This window comes from Actinophytocola sp. (assembly GCF_009379765.1).
Lineage (GTDB): Bacteria > Actinomycetota > Actinomycetes > Mycobacteriales > Pseudonocardiaceae > Actinophytocola.
In genome coordinates this window covers 1-19029 of record NZ_WHTD01000164.1, presented here as the reverse complement: position 1 = coordinate 19029, position 19029 = coordinate 1, and the positions used below count along the sequence as shown (strand labels likewise).

General features: G+C 72.4%; 20 protein-coding genes and 2 pseudogenes. 17 read left to right on the top strand and 5 right to left on the bottom strand.

Annotated elements, in window-relative coordinates; genetic code table 11:
- The 6 genes and pseudogenes from GEV28_RS34700 to folK all read left to right on the top strand — a co-directional run.
- Positions 1–233 (top strand): hypothetical protein (locus tag GEV28_RS34700; protein ID WP_291417285.1); only part of this gene is annotated, 233 nt, incomplete at its 5' end.
- Positions 234–426: 193 nt separating this feature from the next.
- Positions 427–681, top strand: a pseudogene (locus GEV28_RS34695) (GTP cyclohydrolase I); the annotation flags it as partial.
- 522 nt (positions 682–1203) lie between these two features.
- Positions 1204–1551, top strand: a pseudogene (gene folE, locus GEV28_RS34690) (GTP cyclohydrolase I); the annotation flags it as partial.
- A gap of 44 nt (positions 1552–1595) precedes the next feature.
- Positions 1596–2399 (top strand): dihydropteroate synthase, encoded by an 804-nt coding sequence (gene folP / locus GEV28_RS34685; protein ID WP_291417290.1) that lies wholly within the window; start codon positions 1596–1598, stop codon positions 2397–2399.
- Positions 2392–2757 (top strand): dihydroneopterin aldolase, encoded by a 366-nt coding sequence (gene folB / locus GEV28_RS34680; protein WP_291417283.1) that lies wholly within the window; start codon positions 2392–2394, stop codon positions 2755–2757. Before folP ends, folB begins: the two co-directional genes overlap by 8 nt.
- The gene (folK, locus tag GEV28_RS34675) at positions 2754–3251 is read left to right on the top strand and encodes a 2-amino-4-hydroxy-6-hydroxymethyldihydropteridine diphosphokinase (RefSeq protein ID WP_291417281.1); all 498 of its coding nucleotides are present in this window, start codon (positions 2754–2756) and stop codon (positions 3249–3251) included. The genes folB and folK overlap by 4 nt, the downstream gene beginning before the upstream one ends.
- On the opposite strand, the gene GEV28_RS34670 is transcribed toward folK, so the two are convergent.
- Complete coding sequence (locus tag GEV28_RS34670; protein ID WP_291417288.1) at positions 3252–4172, bottom strand: MerR family transcriptional regulator; 921 nt, start codon at positions 4170–4172, stop codon at positions 3252–3254.
- A 61-nt stretch (positions 4173–4233) separates the two neighbouring features.
- Between GEV28_RS34670 and GEV28_RS34665 the strand changes: the two genes are divergently transcribed.
- The 7 genes from GEV28_RS34665 to GEV28_RS34635 all read left to right on the top strand — a co-directional run bounded on the left by GEV28_RS34665 (position 4234) and on the right by GEV28_RS34635 (position 11091).
- Complete coding sequence (locus tag GEV28_RS34665) at positions 4234–4713, top strand: DUF3180 domain-containing protein (protein ID WP_291417279.1); 480 nt, start codon at positions 4234–4236, stop codon at positions 4711–4713.
- A 58-nt stretch (positions 4714–4771) separates the two neighbouring features.
- Positions 4772–6580 carry a DUF6779 domain-containing protein gene (locus tag GEV28_RS34660; RefSeq protein ID WP_291417277.1) on the top strand — a complete coding sequence of 603 codons (1809 nt, stop codon included), beginning with the start codon at positions 4772–4774 and terminating at the stop codon, positions 6578–6580.
- A 272-nt stretch (positions 6581–6852) separates the two neighbouring features.
- Positions 6853–7962: a PrsW family intramembrane metalloprotease gene (locus tag GEV28_RS34655; RefSeq protein ID WP_291417287.1), complete on the top strand. Its 1110-nt coding sequence runs from the start codon at positions 6853–6855 to the stop codon at positions 7960–7962.
- A gap of 70 nt (positions 7963–8032) precedes the next feature.
- Positions 8033–8935: a DUF2520 domain-containing protein gene (locus GEV28_RS34650; RefSeq protein WP_291417275.1), complete on the top strand. Its 903-nt coding sequence runs from the start codon at positions 8033–8035 to the stop codon at positions 8933–8935.
- A complete protein-coding gene (panC, locus tag GEV28_RS34645; RefSeq protein ID WP_291417273.1) occupies positions 8932–9810 on the top strand; it encodes a pantoate--beta-alanine ligase in 879 nt (292 codons plus the stop codon). Before GEV28_RS34650 ends, panC begins: the two co-directional genes overlap by 4 nt.
- A 13-nt stretch (positions 9811–9823) precedes the next feature.
- Positions 9824–10309 (top strand): aspartate 1-decarboxylase, encoded by a 486-nt coding sequence (gene panD / locus GEV28_RS34640; RefSeq protein ID WP_291417272.1) that lies wholly within the window; start codon positions 9824–9826, stop codon positions 10307–10309.
- A 5-nt stretch (positions 10310–10314) separates the two neighbouring features.
- The gene (locus GEV28_RS34635) at positions 10315–11091 is read left to right on the top strand and encodes a type III pantothenate kinase (RefSeq protein WP_291417270.1); all 777 of its coding nucleotides are present in this window, start codon (positions 10315–10317) and stop codon (positions 11089–11091) included.
- A gap of 12 nt (positions 11092–11103) precedes the next feature.
- Here GEV28_RS34635 and GEV28_RS34630 read toward each other — a convergent pair whose 3' ends face one another.
- Complete coding sequence (locus GEV28_RS34630; protein ID WP_291417269.1) at positions 11104–11856, bottom strand: class I SAM-dependent methyltransferase; 753 nt, start codon at positions 11854–11856, stop codon at positions 11104–11106.
- On the bottom strand, positions 11853–12599 hold the full coding sequence (locus tag GEV28_RS34625) for a class I SAM-dependent methyltransferase (protein WP_291417267.1): 747 nt from the start codon (positions 12597–12599) through the stop codon (positions 11853–11855). Before GEV28_RS34625 ends, GEV28_RS34630 begins: the two co-directional genes overlap by 4 nt.
- Before the next feature lie 65 nt (positions 12600–12664).
- Between GEV28_RS34625 and lysS the strand changes: the two genes are divergently transcribed.
- Positions 12665–14167: a lysine--tRNA ligase gene (gene lysS, locus GEV28_RS34620; protein ID WP_291417265.1), complete on the top strand. Its 1503-nt coding sequence runs from the start codon at positions 12665–12667 to the stop codon at positions 14165–14167.
- Positions 14168–14293: 126 nt separating this feature from the next.
- Entirely contained in the window at positions 14294–14644 is a 351-nt protein-coding gene (locus tag GEV28_RS34615; RefSeq protein WP_291417263.1) for an Lsr2 family protein, read from the top strand.
- A 28-nt stretch (positions 14645–14672) separates the two neighbouring features.
- Here the strand turns inward: GEV28_RS34615 and GEV28_RS34610 are convergent, their stop codons facing one another.
- On the bottom strand, positions 14673–15950 hold the full coding sequence (locus GEV28_RS34610; RefSeq protein ID WP_291417260.1) for an MFS transporter: 1278 nt from the start codon (positions 15948–15950) through the stop codon (positions 14673–14675).
- A gap of 67 nt (positions 15951–16017) precedes the next feature.
- On the opposite strand from GEV28_RS34610, the gene GEV28_RS34605 reads away from it, so the two are divergent.
- Complete coding sequence (locus GEV28_RS34605) at positions 16018–17001, top strand: DUF5937 family protein (protein WP_291417258.1); 984 nt, start codon at positions 16018–16020, stop codon at positions 16999–17001.
- Positions 17002–17148: 147 nt separating this feature from the next.
- Here GEV28_RS34605 and GEV28_RS34600 read toward each other — a convergent pair whose 3' ends face one another.
- Complete coding sequence (locus GEV28_RS34600) at positions 17149–17967, bottom strand: (2Fe-2S)-binding protein (RefSeq protein WP_291417256.1); 819 nt, start codon at positions 17965–17967, stop codon at positions 17149–17151.
- Positions 17968–18294: 327 nt separating this feature from the next.
- Here GEV28_RS34600 and GEV28_RS34595 point away from each other — a divergent pair.
- Positions 18295–19029, top strand: a 735-nt coding sequence (locus tag GEV28_RS34595) for a Clp protease N-terminal domain-containing protein (protein WP_291417254.1), incomplete at its 3' end; no start/stop codon positions are given.

Sequence of the window (19029 nt, the reverse complement as noted above, 5' to 3'; positions counted from 1 at the left end):
GTCCGCCCGGTCAGCCCGGTCCGTACGGCCAGCCCTACCCGAACGCGCCCCGGCCGGGGCGCTCCGACGGCCCGCCCAACTACGGCGCTCCGCCCGGGTGGACGCCCGCCACCACGCCGTCCGGCCACCCCAACAACCAGTGGCGGCCGTCGTGGGACCCGCAGCCCGGACCCGACGACCGGCGTCGTGACCAGTCAGGACCCGCCGACCCGGACGACCGGCGACCCGGCTGAGAGGTCGCGCAGGTAGGCCTGGTGGCGCCCGCCGCGCCGAGGTGGCGCCTCGCGGCACCGCGATGCATCCACCTCGATCACGGCGGGCATCCACCAAACCTACGTGCGCGACCTCTTAGAGTGGGATAGTGGCCGCTGAGTCGCGGAGGCACATTTGACGGCTGACAGCTCCGGCAACGGGTCGAGAGGCCCGCTGTACGCCACCGGTGGGCCGCCGCCGGTGTTCGACCAGGCTCGCGCCGAGAAGGCGGTCCGGGAGCTGCTGCTCGCATGCGGCGAGGACCCGGACCGCGAGGGCCTGATGGACACCCCGGCCCGGGTCGCCCGCGCGTACCTGGAGATGTTCGGCGGCCTGTACACCGACCCCGACTCGGTGCTGGACAAGACGTTCGACGAGTGTCACGACGAGTTGGTGCTGGTCACCGACATCCCGATGTACTCGACATGCGTGCCGGGACGCCAGCCGGTCGACGCGATCGGCGGGCCGCTCCCGGCGGCGGACGTGCGGGTCGGCGACCAGCTGTGGACGCTCGCCGGCGGCCGCGTCGAGCCGACCACGGTCACCCGGATCGCCGCCCGGCCGTCGCGCCAGCTGGTCGAGGTCGTCACCGTCGAGGGCAGCTTCGTCGTCACGCCCGACCACCCGCTCGCCACGCCCGAGGGCTGGGCGGAGGCGCGGGACGTGGCCGGCACGGCGGTCGAGTGGACCGAGCCGTCGCGGCTCGCGGCCCGACCGCTGTCCTTCGCCTCGCCCGAGCGCGGGCCGTCGGGCGGCGACGACGGGACGGGCTGGTGGCGCCGGCACGGGTTCGCCCAGCAGGCGCACCACACGACGCTCGCCGAGTCGCGGTGGACGCCGGTCGAGACGGTGCGCCCGATCGAGGCGTCCGCGGCGGCGCCGTTCACCGTGTACAGCTTCACCTGCGACCCGCACCCGACCTTCCTGGTCGAGGGGCACCTCACGCACAACTGCGAGCACCACCTCGTGCCGTTCCACGGCGTCGCGCACGTCGGCTACATCCCCAACGAGCAGGGCAAGGTCACCGGCCTGTCCAAGCTCGCCCGGCTCGTCGACCTCTACGCCAAGCGGCCGCAGGTGCAGGAGCGGCTGACCTCCCAGATCGCGGACGCGCTGGTGCGCAAGCTCGACCCGCGCGGCGTCATCGTGGTCATCGAGGCCGAGCACCTGTGCATGGCGATGCGCGGTATCCGCAAGCCGGGCGCGCGCACCACCACGTCGGCGGTGCGCGGGATGCTCCGAACGTCGGCGGCGTCGCGAGCCGAGGCGCTGGAGCTGATCCGCGGGCGGAGCCGGTGAGGTCCGTGCATCCCGCGCTGCCGCAGCCCGGTCGCTGCGCGGTGATGGGAGTCCTCAACGTCACGCCGGACTCGTTCTCCGACGGTGGCCGCTACCTGGGCGTCGACGACGCGCTGGCGCACGGCGTCGAGCTGTGGGACGCGGGCGCGGACCTGGTCGACGTCGGCGGCGAGTCGACCCGTCCCGGCGCCGCCCGGGTGGACGCGGACACCGAGATCGCCCGCGTGCTGCCGGTGATCTCGGGCCTGGCGTCGGCCGGTGTGGCGGTGAGCGTCGACACCACCCGCGCGCGAGTGGCCGAAGCGGCGCTGGGCGCGGGTGCCCGGGTGGTCAACGATGTGTCCGGTGGGTTGGCCGACCCGTCGATGGCGCGGTTCATCGCCGGCGCGGACGTGCCGTGGATCCTGATGCACTGGCGCGGGCACAGCGACAACATGGACTCGCTCGCCACCTACACCGACGTCGTCACCGATGTCCGGGACGAGCTCCGCGCGCGGGTGGACGCGGCGGTGGCCGCCGGGGTCGACCCCTCGGCGCTGGTGCTCGACCCGGGGCTGGGGTTCGCGAAGCGCGGTGAGCACAACTGGGCGCTGCTCCGCCGCCTGGACGTGCTGCGGGACCTGGGGTTCCCGGTGCTGGTGGGCGCCTCCCGCAAACGTTTCCTCGGAACGCTGCTGGCGTCGAAGGACGGAAAGCCCCGACCGCCGGACGGCCGCGAGGAAGCCACCGCCACGATCTCGGCGTTCGTCGCCGCGGCCGGCGCGTGGGGGGTGCGGGTGCACGACGTGGCCCGGTCGCTGGACGCCGTCGAGGTCGCCGTGGCATGGAGTGGCCCGCCGAATGGCTGACCGCATCACGCTGACCGGCCTGCGGGTCCACGGCCACCACGGCGTGTTCGACCACGAGAGGCGCGACGGCCAGGAGTTCGTCGTCGACGTGACCGTGTGGCTCGACCTGACCCGAGCCGGCGCCACCGACGACCTGGCGGAGACCGTGCACTACGGCGAGCTCGCCACCCGGGTGGCCGGGATCGTCGGCGGCGAACCACGCGACCTGATCGAGACGGTCGGCGCCGAGGTGGCCGACGATGTCCTGACGGACGAGCGGATCCACGCCGTCGAGGTCACGATCCACAAGCCGGACGCCCCGATCCCGCTGGACTTCGCGGACGTGGCCGTGACCATCCACCGGGCCCGCGGCGGATGACCCGCGCGGTCCTGTCCATCGGCTCCAACCTCGGCGACCGGCTGGCGCACCTCCGCACGGCCGTGGCCGGCCTGACCGGTGTCCTGGTGGCCGCGTCACCGGTCTACGAGACGAGACCGTGGGGTGTCGAGGACCAGCCGGACTTCCTCAACGCGGTACTGATCGTCGAGGACCCCGAGGCCGACGAGTGGGCGTGGCTGCACCGCGCCCAGGCCCTGGAGCAGAAGGCAGGCCGCGTCCGCACGAGACACTGGGGCCCGCGAACCCTGGACGTGGACGTGGTGACCGTCGACGGCGTGACCAGCGACCACCCGGACCTGCTGCTGCCCCACCCCGGTACCCCGGACCGGGCCACGGTGCTGATCCCGTGGCTGGCCGTCGACCCGGCCGCGGAGCTCCCCGGCCGAGGCCCGCTGACCGAGCTGCTGTCCGCGCTCGCCGAGGAAGACCGGGCAGGCGTCCACCTCCGTGCGGACCTGACCCTCACCCCGTGATCAGCCCGCCGCGGCCCGCAACGCGGCGATGATCCACTCCGCCCGAGGCACCTGGGTCGGGACCTGCGGCCACCCGTTGATGGCGGCCATCAGCTGCCAGTACCGCTCCGCCCTGGTGTCCGTCCCGGTGGCGATCAGCTCGGCGGCCTCGGCCGGCGGCATGCCCATCGCCGACGCGACCGACGTGGCCACCGCCTGCCCGGCCGGCGACGACGGCGCGTGCCCCGCGTCCATCGCCTCGCCCGCCGCGGAGGTCCACTCGAACCACTGCTGACGCCCTTCCTCGGACGGTGCCCCCATCGACTCGCCGGCCTCGCGCTGCGCCGAGTGGGACGCGCTCATCTCGCGGATCCGCTGCCGGAACGCCTTGTCCCGCACCAGCTCCGCCAGCTCGATCCACGCCCGCAACTGCTCGGGCGTCGGGTCGTCCGGCAGCTCCGGCTTGGCGGAGCGCATGCCGACGTCGAAGTCGGGGTCGATGTCGAAGCCGGCCGTCACCTCGTCCCAGAACTCGTCGATCAGGCGCTTGCGCTCCTCGTCGGACATCGCGGCCAGGTTCTTCATCAACGTCACCTCATCCAGGTCGGAACCGTTCTTGGCGACCGCCCGCAGCACCGCCCGGCGCAGCCGCAGCACCCGGATCTGCTCGTCCAGCAGCTCCACGTGCCGCCGCGCCAGGTCCGCGACGCTCGACCGGCCGGCCAGCGCCGCGCCGGCATCCGCCAGGCCCAGCCCGAGCTCGCGCAACGTGCGCAGCGGCTCCAGCCGGGCCAGCGACGCCGAGTCGTACAGCCGATAGCCGGCGTACGTGCGGTCGGCGGGCGGCAGCAGCCCCTCGTCGGAGTAGAACCGGATCGTTCGGGTGGTCAGCCCGGTCCGGCGAGCCAGCTCGCCGATGGTGAACACCCCGCTGTCGCCCATGGCCGCCATGCTCAACCTTCCAGTCACTGGAGAGTCAAGTGTCGCCGGTAACGTGGGCGCCATGCACTTCACCCGGGCCCGCGACCTGGTCGTGGCCGGCCTGGTGGCCGCCGGGATCGTCTACCTGATCGTTCGGGTGGCCTACGGCGACCTGCCACCCCTGCCCACCTTCGCCGGCGTCACGCTCCTCGTGCTGGCGGTCATCGAGGCCACGCTCGGCGCTTCGCTGCGCTCCCGCATCCGCCGATCCGACGGCGGGCGGCCCGTCCAGGCGCTCACCGCGGCCCGCGCGGTCGCGCTCGCGAAGGCGTCGTCGTTACTCGGAGCGATCATGCTCGGGGCCTGGCTCGGCATGCTCGGCTACCTGCTCCCACGCCGTGTTGACGTGGCCGCGGCGGCCGACGATGTGCCCAGCGCGGTCATCGGCGTCGGTTGTGCGACGGTCTTGATCGCCGCCGCGCTGTACCTCGAATGGTGCTGTCGCACCCCGCGTGACCAGGACAATCAGCCTCCGGAGTACCGCTCGGACGCCACCGGTTGAGCAAGTGTTCCGCTCCAGCTTGGTCTCGTACTGATAACGGACCGGTACGGTGTGTGCCATGACCGCCCGCCGCGACTCGTCCGATGAGCTCGCGCATGGCTCGTTCGGCGGCAGGCTGTTACTCACAGCGGCCATCCTCTTCGCGGTGGCCGCAACCAGCGTCCTGATACTGAGCGACGATCTCAAGTGGATGCGGCTGGGCATCGTCGCCGGGCTGTGGGCGGCGCTCGTGGGCGCGTTCGTCGCAGCCAGGTACCGCCGGCAGGTCGCCGACCGGGAGGACGAGGCGGTCGAGCGGCAGGAGCGCTACGAGCTCGAGCTGGAACGCGAGATCGCCGCTCGCCGCGAGTACGAGCTGGAGGCCCAGGCCGAGGCCAGGCGCCAGGCCGAGGAGGATGCCGGCGACCACATGGCCGCGCTGCGCGCGGAGCTGCACAACCTGCGGCACACGCTGCAGACCCTGCTCGGCGGCGAGGTCCTCGTCGAGCGGTACGCACTGCGCGCCGAGTCGACCCGGATGCGCTCGCTTCCCGAGGGCCACTCGCTGGCGCGTGAGAACGAGCTCAAGCGGCTGCCGCCGGCGCGCCCCAGGGACGAGGACGTCATCATCCCCGCGGAGGTGCGCGAGGCGCACACGGACCTGATCGAGCGGGTGCAGGAGGCGCACCGCCCCAAGCGCACGGTCGAGCCGCTGCCCCGGCGCGCGGAGCGGCCGTCGCGGACGGAGTTCCCCCAGCCCGAGCCGGTGCAGCCGATGCGGATGGAGCACCAACCGCATCCGGCCGAGCTGTCGGACCGCTGGTTCGTGCCCGACGGGCTGGGCGCCCAGGGCACGCCCGCGCGGCGGACCAACGGCACCCCCGAGGAGATCGACTCGGACTGGACGCCGTCCTGGGAGGCCGCGGCCCGGGCGGGGCAGAACGGCCGGGCCCAGCACGCGGACGCTGAGCCGCAGCCATACACCGCGCGGCAGTACGTGCAGCAGACCCAGTTCGTGGAGCGGCAGCAGGTCCAGCAACAGGACTACAGCTGGATGAACGATGTCCGCCAGGCGGCCGCGGCCGGTCGTGCCGAGGCCTCCGGCTACACCGACACGCAGGCCGATGCGGCCGCCCAGACGGCGATCCGACCTGTCGAGGCCTCGGGCTACACCGACCTTCGGGCCGAGGCGGTCGCCGGCCGGGCCGAGCGGTCCGGCTACACCAACCCGAGGTCCGGCGCGTCCGGCTACACCGACCCGCGTGCGGCGGGTGGCCGTGCGGAGGCTTCCGGCTATACGGACCCGCGTGCGGCGGCCGGTCGTGCCCAGGCATCCGGCTACCCGAACCCTCGCGCCGAAGCGTCTGGTTTTACGAGCCGCCATGCCGAGGCTTCCGGCTACCCCGACCCACGCGCGGAGGCCCCTGGCCGGGCCGGTCATGCCGCCGAGGCGTCCGGCTACGTGACTCCGGTCGCGCGGCGAGCGGCCGAGTCCGGGTACATGGAGCCCGTGCGGCGCAACGGTCATGCCGCGGAGGCGTCCGGCTACGTGGCACCGGTCGCGCGGCGGGCCGCCGAGTCGGGCTACATGGAGCCGGTTCGCGCGAGCCGCCATGCCGAGGCGGCCGGCGCCGAGCCGACCCACCACCACCGGGCCGCCGAGGACGAGCCGGTGAACGGCGGCGGCAGACGGCGCCGGGCCGAGGGTCAGCCGAACCGGCAGGACACCGCGGCGCTCCAGCGCAACGGCAGCCACGCCCGTCCCGAGTCCGAGCCGGAGTCGTCGGGCGGCTCGCATTCCTCCGGCCGCTCGGTGAGCGAGCTGCTCGCCTCGCACGGCGGCGGCACCTCCACCACCCCTCGCCGACGGCGCCGCCGCGAGGACTAGGCCATGTCTCGCGGATCTCCGATCGCGGTATTCGCGCCCAGCTGCCCCCTGGCCGCGTTGTCGGTAGGCCACTCGTTAGGAGCCATCTGGATCACGAGTCCCATCGACCAAGATCCACGAGACCCGACCTGATATGTCCTGGTCACCGTTCCTTCGGCACGGCCGGACGCCGGCCAACGGGACAAAACCGTGAGCCACACACCGTGTCCCCGTAAGGTTTCCCCGTGACCACGGGCCCGCTGCCGATCCGGCACAATCCGCGCCGCCGGACCGTGCTGCTTCCCGTTGCCGGCCTCGTCGCGCTCGCCGGGTGCGGGCTCGCCCTCCTCGCGCTCAGCACCGCCAGGGTGGGGCTCGTCGCCGAGTTCGTGGGCATCGTCGCGGCGCTCGTGCCCGTCGGGTCGATCGTCGCGGCGCTCCTCTGGATCGACCGGTGGGAGCCGGAGCCCGCCCGCCTCCTGTGGCTCGCGCTCGGCTGGGGGGCCAGCGTCGCGGCGATCACCGCGCTGCTGATCAACAACACCGCGGAGGCCGCCGGGGACGCGCTCCTCGGGCACGGCAAGGGCGACACCGTCTCCGCCATCGTGTCGGCGCCGCTGTTCGAGGAGGCCGCCAAGGGGGCGTTCGTCCTCGGGATCATGCTCTGGCTGCGCAACGAGCTCGACGGCGTCATCGACGGAGTCGTCTACGCGGGCTTCGTCGCGGCGGGCTTCGCGTTCACCGAGAACATCTACTACTTCGGCCGCGCGTTCGCCGAGCACGGGTTCGGCGACACCAGCACCTCCGGCGTGGTCACCGCGTTCATCCTCCGCGGCGTGCTCGCCCCGTTCTGCCATCCGCTCTTCACCGCGATGATCGGCATCGGGGTCGGCATCTCCGTGCGCACGCCCAGCCGCACCGTCCGGGTGCTCGCGCCGGTCGGCGGCTACCTCGCCGCGGTCACGCTGCACGCCATGTGGAACGCGGCCGCCACCCTCGGCACGGCGCAGACCTTCCTCAACATCTACTTCCTCGTCATGGTCCCGATCTTCATCGCGGGCGTCCTGTTCGTCAGCTGGCACCGCCGCCGCGAGCAGAAGATCGTCGCCACCGCGCTGCCGGAGATGGTCCGGCGCGGCTGGGTCGACCCCGTCGACGTCCGCCGGCTGACCAGCCTCACCGCCCGCCGCACGTGGCGGGCGAGGACGGCACGCAGGGCAGGGAAGGACGCCGCCCGCAACCTCGGCGGCTACCAGGCCGCGGTCACCGAGCTCGCCTTCCTCTGGCACAGCCGCCGGCTCGGCCTCGCCGGCACCGACGCGGCCGACCGCGAGACCGGGCTCGTCGCCGCGCTCCACGCCACCAGGGCCGGCCTCCCCAAGCGGGCCGACCAGCCGAGGTGAACCCGGTCACCCACCGCGTGGTGTGGTGTTTCGTGGTGGTTACGCTCGATTTCGACATCGGGGAGGCGGGATGAACCGACCGGCGCGACTGGCCGTCGGCGTGGTCTCCGCCGGCCGGGTCGGTGCGGTGCTCGGCGCCGCCCTGGCCAGGGCCGGCCACTCCGTCGTGGCCGCCTCCGGCGTGTCCGACGCGTCCGTCCGGCGAGCCGAGGACCTGCTGCCCGGCGTCCCGCTCCTCCCGCCCGACGAGGTGGTGCGACGCGCCGACCTCGTGCTTCTCGCGCTCCCCGACGACGCCCTCGCCGGCATGGTCCGCGGCCTCGCCGCCGCCGACGCGCTGCGCGCCGGCCAGATCGTGGTCCACACCTGCGGCGCGCACGGCGTCGACGTCCTCCAGCCGGCCGTCGAGCACGGCGCGCTGCCGCTCGCGCTGCACCCGGTGATGACCTTCACCGGTCGCGCCGAGGACCTCGAACGTGTTGCCACCTGCTGCTTCGGTGTCACCGCGACCGACGGCGACGAGACCGCGTGGAGCGTCGGCGAGGCACTCGTCGTCGAGATGGGTGCCGAGCCCGCCCGGGTCCCCGAGTCGGCCCGCCCGCTGTACCACACGGCCCTCGCACACGGGGCGAACCACCTGGTCACGCTGGTCGCGGAGGCCGCCGACCTCCTCCGCTCCGCCGGTGTCGGCACCCCGGAGCGCATGCTCGGCCCGCTGCTGTCCGCGGCCCTGGACAACGCGCTGCGGCACGGTGACCGCGCGCTCACCGGCCCGGTCGCCCGCGGCGACGCCGGCACCGTGCTCGCCCACCTGCGGGTCCTCGGCGAGCACGCGCCCGACATGCTGCCCGCCTACCGCGCACTGGCCGCCCGCACCGCCAGCCGCGCCGCGCGGGCGGGGCTCCTGCGCGCCGATCTCGCCCCCGACGTCACCGCCGCGATCGAGCGCGGCCCCGGTGAGGAGCCCCGATGACCGCCGCGCCCACGTTCGTCCCCGGCCACCTGCACGTCCACCGCGAGGTCGACGAGGTCGTCAGGATCACCAGGGCGCTGCGCGGCGTCGGCCGCAAGATCGCGCTCGTGCCGACCATGGGCGCCCTGCACGACGGTCACCGCAAGCTGCTGCGCACCGCGCGCAGGCTGCCCAACGCCGTGCTCGCCACGTCGATCTTCGTCAACCCGCTGCAGTTCGGCGAGGGCGAGGACTTCGAGCGCTACCCGCGCCCGCTCGAGGCCGACCTCGACGTCTGCCGTGCGGAGCGCGTCGAGCTCGTCTTCACGCCGGAGAAGGAGGCGCTGTACCCGCCGGGTGCGCAGGTCACCGTCCACCCGGGACCGCTCGGCGACGAGCTCGAGGGCGCGTCGCGGCCCGGTCACTTCGCGGGCGTGCTCACCGTCGTGGCGAAGCTGTTCAACATCGTGCGCCCCGACTACGCGCTGTTCGGTGAGAAGGACTACCAGCAGCTCGTGCTCATCAAGCGGATGGTCGTCGACCTCGACCTCGACGTCAGGGTCGTCGGCGTGCCGATCGTGCGGGAGGCCGACGGCCTCGCCCGGTCATCGCGCAACGTCTACCTCGACGCCGAGCGGCGCGCCGCCGCGGTGGCGCTCTCGGCAGCACTCCAAGCCGGCGCTCGGGTCAGCGCGGGCGGTCCCGAGGTGGTGCTCGGCTCGGCGCACGCGGTGCTCGATAAGGAGCCCGGCATCGCCGTCGACTACCTCGAGCTGCGCGATCCCGACCTCGGCCCCGCGCCCGACCGCGGCGAGGCGCGGTTGCTGGTGGCCGCTCGCGTCGGGTCCACGCGCTTGATCGACAATGTCGCCGTGCTCCTCGGCGAACCGCAGTAGGGGAAGGTCTGCGATGTTCCGCACCATGCTCAAGTCCAAGATCCACCGAGCCACCGTCACCCGGGCCGACCTGCACTACATCGGCTCGGTCACCGTCGATCCGGTGCTGATGGAGGCCGCCGACCTGCTCGCCGGCGAGCAGGTCGCGATCGTCGACGTCACCAACGGCGCCCGCCTCGAGACCTACGTCATCGAGGGCGAGCGGGGCAGCGGCGTGCTCGGCATCAACGGCGCCGCCGCGCACCTCGTCCACCCCGGTGACGTCGTCATCCTCATCTCCTACGGGCTGATGGACTCCGCCGAGGCGGCGGCGTTCCGGCCCAAGGTCGTGTTCGTCGACGAGGCCAACGGGATCGTCGGGGCCGGCACGGATCCCGCACCCGCGCCGCCGGGCTCCGGCCTGGTGAACGGGTCCGAGCCCGCCGGGCCGCCCGTCGGGCCGCCCGCCGAGACCGCCGAAGCCGCGCTGCTGGACGCGCTGCTCCAGCCGGAGAGCTGACGCCGGTGCTGCTCGCCATCGACGTCGGCAACACCAACATCGCGCTCGGCCTGTACCAGGGCAAGGACCTGGTGCACGACTGGCGGATGCGCACCGACGCGCGGATGACCGCCGACGAGCTTGCGCTCACCATGCGCGGCCTGCTCGGCGAGCACGCGGACGAGATCACCGGCGTGTCCGCGCTGTCGACCGTGCCCGCGGTGCTGCGTGAGCTGCGGGTGATGCTCGGCCGCTACTACCGCGCGGTGCCGCGGGTGATCGTCGAGCCCGGTGTGCGCACGGGCGTGCCGCTGCTCGTCGACAACCCCAAGGAGGTCGGCGCCGACCGGGTGATCAACACGCTCGCCGCGCACTACCTGCACGAGACCGCGTGCGTGGTCGTCGACTTCGGCACGTCCACCAACATCGACGTGATCTCCGCGAAGGGCGAGTTCCTCGGCGGCGTGTTCGCGCCGGGCATCGAGATCTCGGTCGACGCGCTCGCCGCCCGCGCCGCCGCGCTGCGCAAGGTCGAGCTGGTCCGGCCCCGGTCGGTGATCGGGAAGAACACCGTGGAGTGCCTGCAGTCGGGGATCATCTACGGCTTCACCGGCCAGGTCGACGGGCTCGTGCGGCGCATCATCGACGAGCTCAACCGCACCACCCGCGCCGGCGAGGTCACGGTCATCGCGACCGGCGGCCTGGCGCCGCTGGTGGTGGACGAGTCCTCGACGATCGCCGACCACCGGCCGGACCTGACGCTGCTGGGCCTGCGGCTGGTCTTCGAGCGCAACACCCGGTGATTCCGGCCACGCCTAGACGCGCCGCGCCCGGATCACCGTCGTCACCAGCGGCAGGTCGAACTCGCCGCTCGCGGTCTCCGGGTGGGACCGCAGGTAGGTCCGGATCCGCTCCAGCAGCGCGTCCCGCTCCTCCGGGCTGAGCACCAGCGTGTGCGACTGGGTGCCGATGGTCGCCACGAGCGAGTCGGCCGTGCGGGTGTGCAGGTGCGGGAAGGCGGCCCGCTCGCTCGCCTCGTACTGGGCGGTGTCGAAGACCGGGAACTTCGTCGACCAGGCCTTCGTGACCCTGTTGCTGGCCACCTTGCCCAGCTCGGCGACCCACTCGACGTCCGCGTCGTCCTTGTTCCACAGCGCCGCGAGCGCCCCGCCCGGCCGTAGCACCCGCGCGATCTCGGCCAGCGCGACGTCCCGGTCGAACCAGTGGAACGCCTGCCCGACGAGCACCGCGTCGACCGAGGCGTCCGGCAGCGGGATCCGTTCCGCGGACCCGGCGAGCGCGCGCACCCCGGGGAACCGGGAGGCAAGCTCGGCAAGCATCACGGTGTCCGGCTCCACCGCGGTGACCTCGAGTCCGAGCGCGGCCAGCCCCACGGTGAGCTTTCCGGTGCCGGCCGCGAGGTCGAGAACCTGCCCGACCTCGCGCGCCGCCGCACCGAGCCCCCAGCGGACGCCGTCGGCCGGGTAGTCGGGCCGGTGCTCGGCGTAGGCGGCGGCGCTCGCCCCGAACGAGCGGGCGCGCCGGCGGACGAGGTCGGTGTCGGTCATGATCCCAACGTAGCCCGGACGACCTTCGTCACCAGCGGCATGTCGAACTCGCCGCCGGCCGTCTCCTGGCGGGCCGCCAGGTAGTCGCGGATCCGGCCGAGCACCGCCGCACGCTCGGTGTCGTCGATGACGAGCATCCGGGAGTGCGTGGCGAAGGTCTCGCCGAGCGAGCCGACCGTCCGGCGGTGGGTGTGCCGGAATGCTGTCTCCTCGGGCGGAGCGAACAGCGGGTGGGCCGGGAACAGCAGATCGTCCGGCTCGACGTTCGACACGCTGGTGCCCGACACCTCGAGGAGGCCGGCGACCCACTCGGCGTTCCTGTCCTCAGCGTTCCACAGCGCGCCGACCGCGCCGCCCGGGCGCAGTACCCGGGCGATCTCGGTGAGCGCCGCGTCCGCGTCGAACCAGTGGAAGGCCTGCCCGACCAGCACCGCGTCGACCGACCCCGCCGGCAGCGGTATCTCCTCCGCGGTCCCGGCCCGCACGTCGACCCCCGGGAGCCGGCGGGCGAGCTCCACCCGCATGCCGCCGTCCGGCTCGACCGCGGTCACCTCGAGGCCCAGCGCCAGCAGGCCCCCGGTGAGCTTGCCGGTGCCGGCGGCGAGGTCGAGGACCTGCCGGACGTCGCGGGTGGCGGCGGCCAGTGCCCAGCAGACGCCCTCGGCGGGGTAGTCCGGCCGATGCTCCGCGTACTCCGCTGCCCGCGCGCCGAACGAACGTGCCCTGTGCAGGTCGTCGGCCATGCGGCCAACGTAGCTCGCGATACCCGATCGCCTGGCCACGGGCGTTCTCCGTACCCTGGTCGACTGTGACCGATGAATCGCCTCCGCCACCCACCGACGACCTTCCGGAGCAGCTGCGGATCCGTCGGGAGAAGCGGGCTCGGCTGCTTGCCGAGGGAGTCGATCCCTATCCGGTCGAACTGCCGAGGACCCACACTCTCGCCGAGATCCGGTCCGCCTATTCCGATTTGCCCGTCGACACCTCGACCGGCGATGTGGTGGGCGTCACCGGCCGGGTGATGTTCATGCGCAATACCGGCAAGCTCTGTTTCGCCACCCTCGTCGAGGGTGACGGCACCGAACTGCAGGCGATGCTGAGCCTGAACAAGGTCGGCGCGGACCACCTTTCCGCATGGAAGGCCGACGTCGACCTGGGCGACCACGTTTTCGTCGGCGGGGAGGTAATCACCTCGCGCCGGGGTGAGCTGTCCGTACTCGCGGACGAGTGGCGAATGGCGGCCAAGTCGCTGCGCCCGCTGCCGGTGGCGCACAAGCAGCTCGGTGAGGAAACGCGTATTCGGCAGCGCTATGTCGATCTGATCCTCCGCCCGCAGGCACGCGATAACGTCCGGATGCGGGCCGGGGTGACACGGGCATTGCGAGAGAGTTTCAGTCGGCGCGGATTCATCGAGGTGGAGACCCCGATGCTCCAGACGATGCACGGGGGTGCCACCGCGCGGCCGTTTGTCACACACTCGAACGCGATGGACATGGATCTGTACCTGCGCATCGCACCGGAGCTGTTCCTCAAGCGGTGTGTGGTCGGCGGAATCGAGAAGGTCTTCGAGATCAATCGCAACTTCCGCAACGAGGGCAGCGACTCATCGCATTCGCCCGAGTTCGCCATGCTCGAGTTCTACGAGGCCTACGGCACCTACGACACGATGGCCGCGCTGCTCAGGGAGCTGATCCAGGAGGCCGCCGAGGCGGTGTTCGGCAGCCACGAGGTCACCCTCGCCGACGGCGGCACCTACGACCTGTCCGGCGAGTGGGCCACGCTGACGATGTACGGCTCGGTGTCCGAGGCGCTCGGCGAGGAGATCACCCCGCAGACCCCGGCCGAGCTGCTGCGCAAGCACGCCCATGCGGTCGGGCTCGAGGTGGATCCCACGCTCGGCCACGGAAAGCTCGTGGAGGAGCTGTTCGAGCACCTCATCGGCGATCACCTGGTGGATCCGACGTTCGTGCGCGACTTCCCGATCGAGACCTCGCCACTCACCCGCCAGCACCGCAGCGTGCCGGGGGTGGCCGAGAAGTGGGACCTCTACCTCCGCGGGTTCGAGCTGGCCACCGGCTACTCGGAGCTGGTCGACCCGGTCGTGGAGCGCGAACGGCTCGTCGAACAGGCCGGTCTGCGGGACACCGGTGACGACGAGGCGATGCGACTCGACGAGGACTTCTTACGCGCACTGGAGTACGGAATGCCGCCGAGTGGCGGTGTCGGAATGGGCATGGACCGCTTGCTGATGGCCCTCACCGGCCTCGGCATACGCGAGACGATCCTGTTTCCGCTCGTGCGCCCAGAATGAGCAAGTTGCGACACGAGCGTCACTGAAATCGGACCACGATTTGCGTTAACCTCCTTAGTGGGAGTATTTATATCGGTGCTGACGCACGCACGTTCGGCCTCGAGTTTCTTACCTAGGAGGGCGCAGATGGCGCAGAAGGTCATGGTTACCCTGGTCGACGACCTCGACGGTTCCGAGGCCGAGGGGACCGTCGAGTTCGGTTTGGATGGCGCGTTCTACGAGATCGACCTCTCCGAGGACAATGCGGAGCGGTTGCGGGACGCGCTCTCCGAATACGTGGAGCATGCTCGTCGCCAGGCCGGTGCGCGTAAGCGGGCCGCCGCACGTGCGGCGGCCGGTCGTGCGCCGCGTACCGCCTCCGCGGATCGGGAACAGAACCAGGCAATTCGCGAGTGGGCGCGTAAGCAGGGCATGAACGTGTCCGATCGGGGTCGAATCCCGAAGGAGGTCACCGACGCGTACAACGCGCAGGCGTGACCATTCCGTGCGACAAACGCCGGTTCCATCACCGCGAATCCGCGGTCGATCGGGAACCGGCGTTTTCGTTTTGTGAAAGACGTTCGCTCTTCGGCCCGGGCACGGTCCCGCTCGCGCGAATCCAGATCGCGACGAGCACGGTCGCCACTCCGCCGAGCGCCATCGTGACCCCGACCGGCACCGCCTCGGTGGCGAAACCGAACAGCGCGGGCCCCACGCCTTGCAGCGTCATCAGCCCGGTCGACATCAGTCCGAACGCCTGACCTCGGCTTTCGTGCGGGATCGCGTCCCGGTAGGGCCGCTGCACGCCCAGCCCGTAGCCGAACCCGATCCCGGCGACGGCCAGCAGAACGCCCAGCGGCACCACGCCCAGCGGGAACGCGAACCCGAGCAGCGGCACCCCGAGCACGACGACCAGCACCGGGACCATCCGCTCCCGGGTGTCCGGCGCGAGCAGCCGGGCGACCACGAGGTTTCCGATGAGCATCCCGACCGGCACGCACGCGAGCAGGTACCCGGCCGAGCCGTTCGGGAAGCCGCGCTGCGCCGCGAACGGGACCAGCAGGCTGTCCGCGCCGGTGACGAACGCCGGCGGCAGCCACATCGCGAGCAGCAGCCGGCGCACGGTCCGGTCGGCCAGGAGCTCGCGGTTGACCCGCCAGCTCCGCCCGACCAGCGACTGCGCCGCCGTCCGGCCCGGCGCGGGCAGGTTCGGCAGCAGCAGCCGGGCGCCGAGCGCGGCGACCAGGTGGCAGGCGGCGGTGATGAGCAGGCCCTGCCGCGCGCCGACCGTCGCGATGGCGATGCCGCCCGCGGCGAGGCCGAGCACCTGCGCGGCCGAGGCGGCGAGCTGGAAGAGGCTGCGGCCGAGGACGAACGCGTCACCGGTCAGCGAGTCGGCGGTGAGCTTGCCAGCGGTGCCGTTGAACACCGGCGCGAGGCAGCCGATCGCGGCGACCAGCAGCAGGCTCGCCCACACCGGCAGGTCGACCAGCGCCAGCGTGGCCGCGCCCGCGGCCTCGAGCGAGTAACCGGTGACGATCAGCACCCGCGGGCGGACGAGGTCGGGCAGGGCGCCGATGACCACACCGCCGACCACCTGCGGCAGGAACGAGATGCCGAAGGTCAGCGCGCCGAGGAACGCCGAGCCGGTCGCGGTGTACACGAGCACCGACAGCGCGACCGTGCGCAGCGTGTCCGCGCCGACCGCGAGTGCCCTGGTCCAGAACAGCACCCGGAAGATCGGTTCGGCGAGCACCTGCCGGAACGTCGCCCGGTCCGCCGCCGGGTCCGTCGCCTCTGTCATGCGACGAGCCTGTTCCGGCGGTGCGCACCGGCACCATGGATTCGTCCAGCGGCGTAAGTTCAGTGCCGTGCTCCGGCTCACCGTCCATCGCGACGACCTGCTGAACAGCAGGTTCGCGGTGTCCCCGCTGTTCGAGCTGGACAACCTGCTGCGCACGTTGTCCGGGCTGGGGCACCACCGGCTGCCGGCGCCGTGGGAGGCGCGGCTGCGCCCGGTGTTCCGCAGGCTGCGCGCGACCACGGATCTCGACGTGGTGCTCGCGCTGCAGACCAGGCGCTTCGGCGCGGCGTTCATCGCACCGCCGCCGGCGAGCCTGGCGCAGACGGTCGAGGACGACCTGGCCTCCGTGCGTGCGACGCCGCTGGAGCTCGCCCGCCACGAGATCGGGGAGTGCCTCCGCCGCGAGCCGGCCACCGACGAGCGGGTCCTCGGCATCCTGCGCGACCCGTCGGTGGTCTCGGTCGTCGCCGACACGCTCGACATCGCGTGGCACGAGATGGTCGCCGAGGACTGGCCCGCCATGCGCGCGGTCTGCGACCGGGACGTGATCCACCGGGCGGGCCTGCTCAGCGGGGGTGGCTGGGCGGCCGCGCTCGGCGGCCTGCACAAGCGGGTGCGGTGGCGCGCGGGGGAGATCGTGGTGATCCACTACGCCGACGCGCACATCGACCTGGGCGGCAGGGGGCTGTTACTGGTGCCGTCGGTGTTCGTGTGGCCCCAGGTGGCGGTGTACACGGACCCGCCGTGGCCGCACGCGTTGATCTACCCGGCCCGGGGGACCGCCGCCCTGCTGGAGCCCGAGCTCGGCACGCCGCCGGGCGCCCTCGCCGACCTGCTGGGCCGCTCCCGCGCCCGCCTCCTGGCCACCCTGGCCGCACCCGCGAGCACGACCCAGCTGGCGCAGGGGCTCCGGCTGGCCCCCGGTGCGGTGGGCGACCATCTTGCGGTGCTGCGCCGAGCGGGCCTGGTGAGCCGCGCCCGCTCCGGCCGCTCGGTCCTCTACCGAAGAACCCCACTGGGCGACGCCCTGGCCGCCACCCCCGACGACTAACCCCCCGAGCCCCAACCCCCAGGACCCGCGAGTCCAACGCCCAGAACCCGCGAGTCCAACCCCCAGGACCCGCGAGTCCCCGGTTGCGGCACGGCGAGCCCCGGTCCGGAACGGGGGACACGGCGGTCCGGAGCGGGGACTCGCGAGCTACTTGGGCAGCACCCGCGGGCAGGTCGAGCAGGGGCCCTGGCCGCATTCGAGCAAGTAGTGGAAGCAGCAGCTCTCGCGTCTCCTGGTCCACCCGCCAACCTCGGCGCGCCGGACCGTGGACGGGGAGGTCAGCGGCGGCAGGTGGTCGGGCAGCAGCAGCGCCGCGTCGACCACCCCGGCGCCCTCGTCCCCGCCGTACCGGCCGGCGAGCAGCATCGCGTCGTCGAGCGCGTCGGTGGCCGCGGCCCACAGCGTGTGCCGGCCGAACCGCACGGACGGCGAGAACGCGGCGATGAACCGGGCCGCGTGCGCGGTGAACCGGCCGCGCAGCACCGCCGCGAGCGCCCGCTCGTCCGGCACCACGGTGGCGTTCTCGGTACCCGCGGCGGGGTCGTCGGGCAGGCAGACGAAGCGCGGATCTAGCACCGCGATCGAGTCGGGGTGGGGACGAGGTCGAGCGGTGCGGAACGCCAGGTGCTCGGGGCGCAGCGACGGAACCCGGCGCTCGTGGTGGAACAGCAGCGCGGCGACGTACCCGGGCACGCCGAGGTACCACGTCATGACGTAACCCGCGGTGGTCCGCTCCGGAGCGTCGCCGTAGCGCTCGTGGAGCCAGTCGGCGAGCGACGCGCGCCACAGGGCGAAGCCGGCGGTGTCGGAGAGTAGTTGCCCGCAGTTCACCCAGCCGGCGGAGTCGGCCGGCGGACCGAACAGCAGATCGGTCCTGGCCTGGCGGGACGTGGCGCGTGCCAGCGACTCGGCGAGGTCGTCTCGCCTGGTGTCGGTTACGAGCCGTAGGCTCGCGCTGGTCCGCATGAGCGTCTCCGCTGCGCCATAAGCATGGTGAGGTATGGCTTACCTTACCTGTCGACGTTGATCATCGCGAGCCGGTGTGACCGCCCGGACAGGCGGTGTTCGCGTTCAGCGGACACCGGGACCAACCGGAATCCTTACCGATTCCCGCACGTTGTGCCCGATGACGACGATTTAACGATGATTACGTCGACGACGACGGCCACGCTTAGCCGCAAGTGGTACTGAGAGCAACAGGCCGGGCGACTACAGTGGTCTTCACGGTGCTGGACCACCGCAACGGGTACAGCGGTGGGCAAAGGGCCGCCGGCGCAGCAGTCAGGAGTGCAGATGTTTGAGAGGTTCACCGACCGCGCGAGGCGGGTGGTTGTGCTGGCCCAAGAAGAGGCCAGGATGCTCAACCACAACTACATCGGCACCGAGCACATCCTCCTGGGCTTGATCCACGAGGGTGAGGGTGTCGCCGCCAAGGCACTGGAGTCTTTGGGGATCGCCCTGGAAGGCGTGCGGCAGCAGGTCGAGGAGATCATCGGCCAGGGCCAGCACGCACCGAGCGGGCACATCCCCTTCACCCCAAGGGCCAAGAAGGTCCTCGAGCTGTCGCTGCGGGAGGCGCTGCAGCTCGGCCACAACTACATCGGCACCGAGCACATCCTTCTCGGCTTGATCCGGGAGGGCGAGGGCGTGGCCGCCCAGGTCCTCGTCAAGCTCGGCGCCGACCTCAACCGTGTTCGCCAGCAGGTGTTGCAGCTGCTGTCCGGCTACCAGGGCAAGGAGCCCGCGGAGACCGGCGGCCGCGGCGAGGGCACGCCGTCCTCCTCGCTGGTGCTCGACCAGTTCGGCCGCAACCTCACGTCGTCCGCGCGCGAGGGCAAGCTCGACCCGGTCATCGGGCGGGCCAAGGAGATCGAGCGGGTCATGCAGGTGCTGTCCCGCCGCACCAAGAACAACCCGGTGCTCATCGGCGAGCCCGGCGTCGGCAAGACGGCCGTCGTCGAGGGTCTCGCGCAGATGGTCGTCAAGGGCGAGGTGCCCGAGACGCTCAAGGACAAGCAGCTCTACACG

What these genes read in the sequence shown, in the direction of transcription:
- GEV28_RS34615 (WP_291417263.1), top strand. Translation starts at nt 14,294, where the DNA reads ATGGCGCAGAAGGTCATGGTTACCCTGGTCGACGACCTCGACGGTTCC.
- GEV28_RS34665 (WP_291417279.1), top strand. Translation starts at nt 4,234, where the DNA reads ATGCACTTCACCCGGGCCCGCGACCTGGTCGTGGCCGGCCTGGTGGCC.
- folK (WP_291417281.1), top strand. Translation starts at nt 2,754, where the DNA reads ATGACCCGCGCGGTCCTGTCCATCGGCTCCAACCTCGGCGACCGGCTG.
- GEV28_RS34670 (WP_291417288.1), bottom strand. Translation starts at nt 4,172, where the DNA reads ATGGGCGACAGCGGGGTGTTCACCATCGGCGAGCTGGCTCGCCGGACC.
- GEV28_RS34660 (WP_291417277.1), top strand. Translation starts at nt 4,772, where the DNA reads ATGACCGCCCGCCGCGACTCGTCCGATGAGCTCGCGCATGGCTCGTTC.
- panD (WP_291417272.1), top strand. Translation starts at nt 9,824, where the DNA reads ATGTTCCGCACCATGCTCAAGTCCAAGATCCACCGAGCCACCGTCACC.
- folP (WP_291417290.1), top strand. Translation starts at nt 1,596, where the DNA reads ATGGGAGTCCTCAACGTCACGCCGGACTCGTTCTCCGACGGTGGCCGC.
- GEV28_RS34625 (WP_291417267.1), bottom strand. Translation starts at nt 12,599, where the DNA reads ATGGCCGACGACCTGCACAGGGCACGTTCGTTCGGCGCGCGGGCAGCG.
- GEV28_RS34610 (WP_291417260.1), bottom strand. Translation starts at nt 15,950, where the DNA reads ATGACAGAGGCGACGGACCCGGCGGCGGACCGGGCGACGTTCCGGCAG.
- GEV28_RS34650 (WP_291417275.1), top strand. Translation starts at nt 8,033, where the DNA reads ATGAACCGACCGGCGCGACTGGCCGTCGGCGTGGTCTCCGCCGGCCGG.
- GEV28_RS34630 (WP_291417269.1), bottom strand. Translation starts at nt 11,856, where the DNA reads ATGACCGACACCGACCTCGTCCGCCGGCGCGCCCGCTCGTTCGGGGCG.
- GEV28_RS34600 (WP_291417256.1), bottom strand. Translation starts at nt 17,967, where the DNA reads ATGCGGACCAGCGCGAGCCTACGGCTCGTAACCGACACCAGGCGAGAC.
- folB (WP_291417283.1), top strand. Translation starts at nt 2,392, where the DNA reads ATGGCTGACCGCATCACGCTGACCGGCCTGCGGGTCCACGGCCACCAC.
- panC (WP_291417273.1), top strand. Translation starts at nt 8,932, where the DNA reads ATGACCGCCGCGCCCACGTTCGTCCCCGGCCACCTGCACGTCCACCGC.